The sequence below is a fragment of the uncultured Helicobacter sp. genome, from assembly GCF_937893305.1.
Taxonomy (GTDB): Bacteria; Campylobacterota; Campylobacteria; order Campylobacterales; family Helicobacteraceae; genus Helicobacter_D.
Genome location: NZ_CALBGN010000005.1, coordinates 1 through 2,927, shown reverse-complemented (window position 1 = coordinate 2,927; position 2,927 = coordinate 1). Strand labels below are relative to the sequence as shown.

Sequence of the window (2,927 nt, the reverse complement as noted above, 5' to 3'; positions counted from 1 at the left end):
ATGGAAACATTAACGAAGCAGACGCTAATTTTGAATCCGTAGATAAAAGCATAAATTTAAAAATCACAGGTGGAATACAAAACAATTTAACAAATAATTCCATTCAAACGAGCTTAAATGGCAACATTGACTTTAAAATTATTTGTGAAGAGTGTGCGAAGAAAAATGGGTTAAGCATAGATTACGGAAAAGATATTGGGAAAAGAGTTATAACGGATTTTTCATTTCTAGGAAGCCCTTATCAATATATAGAAAAATTAAGAGAATTTTATAAAGATTTAGATATTTTTATAGACAACATAGGCGCTTCTCTAAAAGTGCAAAAGAAAAACAGCAACAGCATTAATAGAAAAGTATTAAGCCGTGAAACGGGGCTTATTGGCAAACCTAAACCGACTTGGATTGGTTGCAATGTTAAATCTTTACTGAATCCATCTTTAAAAGCAGGCGGGTATATAGACCTAAAAAACGAAGTTTTAAAAGATTTTGATGGGAGATATAGAATTAATGAAATTAATCACAAAGGGAGCAATATGGGCGATTTATGGGAGTCTGAACTAATTCTACAAAGGAGCAAATAAATGGAATATGAAAACCTGATAAAAAGCGGAGAAAGTTCGGATTTAGGGACGGCAATACAAAATCTAATTAATGATAACATCAAAGCCCTAAAGACTTCTTTTCTGGCAAAGATTGTAAAAATTAACGAAAATAAAATAAGCTTCCAGAAAATAATAAAACATAGTGAGAAAGAAGCAATCGTAACCCTAAATAATGTTTTGGTGGGTTTTAATTATTCTCAAAAATGGCAAATACAACATAAATTAGCAATAGGAGATATTGGGCTAGTTATCGTTTTAGAGAGTGATATAACTCCATATAAACTTAATGGGGTAGGCGGGATAGAAACAAATAATCGTTATAAAGATATTAACGATTGTATTTATTTGCCTTTATCAATGTTTAAAAGTCGTAATAATGATGATGTGAATTATATTATAGAATCAGACACGAAAGCGTGTAAATTAGAATTTAATAATAACGAAATAGGAATTTTAAAGGCTAGATTAATTACAATACAATCAGAGAACACAACTTTAAAGAAGAAATTGTTAGAATTAGCGGGATTATTAGAGAGTCTTACAAGTAGCAAAACAGAGGGGGACAGCTATACAGGTAAAAGACTAACAAACAGCCCCGATATGATAGGGCGGTTTAATAGTTGGGGGCAATCTTTAAATCAATTATTTAAGGATTAAAATGGATACTTTTTATCTTGATAATAATAACAATCTGATTGTAACTAATGATTTTGTATTAAAAAGCGGATTAGAAGCAATTAAACAAGACGCGAAAACATTATTATTAATGTTCCAGACTGAAAATCCATTATTTCTGCCTGAAGGTATAGAATGGTATAATTTAGCTAATGAAAACAATTTAAGCTTAATGCAAAATAGAGTTAGGCAAAGATTATTAGAAGATGATAGAATTAGAAATGTTAAGAATATACAGCTAGCAATTGTTGAAGATAAGTTACAAATTAAAGCTACTATTTACACAACAGAAGGGGTGATTGATGTTTGAAAGTAAAATAAAACAAGATATAGAGCTAGGCATTAACCTTTTCTCTTATAACCCTGATTCTCAAAGATTAGAATTTAAATATACTGATGAAATTAAATCTCAAATAGAAAAAGTATATTTAAAGAATTTTCCTAATTTAAATCTTAACGCTTCGACCCCACAGGGACAACAAATTACTACATTAACCCAATCTTTTAACGCTTGCATAGACTACTTAGAGGCTTGCGGGACATCTTTCTTTTTAGGCGGTAGTGGCATTTTTTTAGATTATTGGGCTTGGAATATTTTCAGGCTTAAAAGGAAGCAAGGGACACCATCAAGCGCTTTGATTGAAATAACAGGAGTTGCAGACACTGAAATCCCTGCCGACTTTTTGATTAGCGACGGAACACAAGATTATATAATATCAAAGCCTTCTAAAATAGGAACTAATGGAAGCTTAGAAATAATCTTTTATGCGACTGAGATTAATGACCATGTTGCGCTAGAAAATAAAATTACTCAAATTGTAACTATTGTGGACGGGGTGGAGAGAGTAGAAAATAAGACACAAGCAACAAAAGGCACAAAAAAAGAAACTGATACGCAATTATGGTTAAGAGCTTTAAAATATGGAAGCACTGCTTTAAGTGGCAGTTTTAGGAGTATTCTAGCAAATGTTAATGCAGTAAGTGGAGTTTCTAGGGTTAGCGGTTATGAAAATATCACAGATGTTGAAGAAACTATCAAAGGGACCACAATCCCATCTCATTGTTTCGGAATCGTTGTTGAAGGTGGTAAAGATTTGGATATAGCCAACGCAATACTTTACTCAAAAGGGACCGGTAGCGGTATGGTTGGGGATGCAGAAGTAGAAATATGGGATAATAAAGAAAAATATATTTATTCTTTCTTTCGCCCTTCTTATATTGCAATGAAAGTTAAAATAATTGTTGCCGCTTTGCACAATCCGCCAGAAGATTTTGCAAAAATTGTTAAGGAAAATATTGTAGATTATTTTAATAATGTAGATTTTGGGTATTTAATAACACAACCTAATTTAATCCAGGAAAGTTACAATAAATTTCAGAATAAAACCTTTATAAAAGATTTAATGTTCTCTAAGAAAAACGAAAATTTAGGTTATAATAGCATACAATTACAATTTACAGAAGCACCTACAATTTCATTTAATGATATAGAGATTTTAGCGCAAGACTAAGGGCGATAATGTTTAACGAAGCTTATTTTAACGGAATAGGGCTAAAAGAAGTTATTAATGATATACAAGCACAATTTAGGAACACAAATAATGAAACATTGCTTGATGATTTAGTAAAATTATTTGAGATGTATATTTT

4 protein-coding genes are annotated in these 2,927 nt (G+C 31.2%); all 4 read left to right on the top strand.

Features of this window, described 5'->3' with window-relative positions; all coding sequences use genetic code 11:
- A partial coding sequence (locus Q0358_RS01080; protein ID WP_299546122.1) for a hypothetical protein occupies positions 1-581 on the top strand: 581 nt, incomplete at its 5' end.
- A complete protein-coding gene (locus Q0358_RS01075; RefSeq protein ID WP_299546120.1) occupies positions 582-1,259 on the top strand; it encodes a hypothetical protein in 678 nt (225 codons plus the stop codon).
- A 1-nt stretch (position 1,260) separates the two neighbouring features.
- The gene (locus tag Q0358_RS01070; RefSeq protein ID WP_299546118.1) at positions 1,261-1,587 is read left to right on the top strand and encodes a hypothetical protein; all 327 of its coding nucleotides are present in this window, start codon (positions 1,261-1,263) and stop codon (positions 1,585-1,587) included.
- Positions 1,580-2,788 carry a baseplate J/gp47 family protein gene (locus Q0358_RS01065; RefSeq protein WP_299546116.1) on the top strand — a complete coding sequence of 403 codons (1,209 nt, stop codon included), beginning with the start codon at positions 1,580-1,582 and terminating at the stop codon, positions 2,786-2,788. The genes Q0358_RS01070 and Q0358_RS01065 overlap by 8 nt, the downstream gene beginning before the upstream one ends.
- Positions 2,789-2,927: the final 139 nt, after the last annotated feature.

What these genes read in the sequence shown, in the direction of transcription:
- Q0358_RS01075 (WP_299546120.1), top strand. Translation starts at nt 582, where the DNA reads ATGGAATATGAAAACCTGATAAAAAGCGGAGAAAGTTCGGATTTAGGG.
- Q0358_RS01070 (WP_299546118.1), top strand. Translation starts at nt 1,261, where the DNA reads ATGGATACTTTTTATCTTGATAATAATAACAATCTGATTGTAACTAAT.
- Q0358_RS01065 (WP_299546116.1), top strand. Translation starts at nt 1,580, where the DNA reads ATGTTTGAAAGTAAAATAAAACAAGATATAGAGCTAGGCATTAACCTT.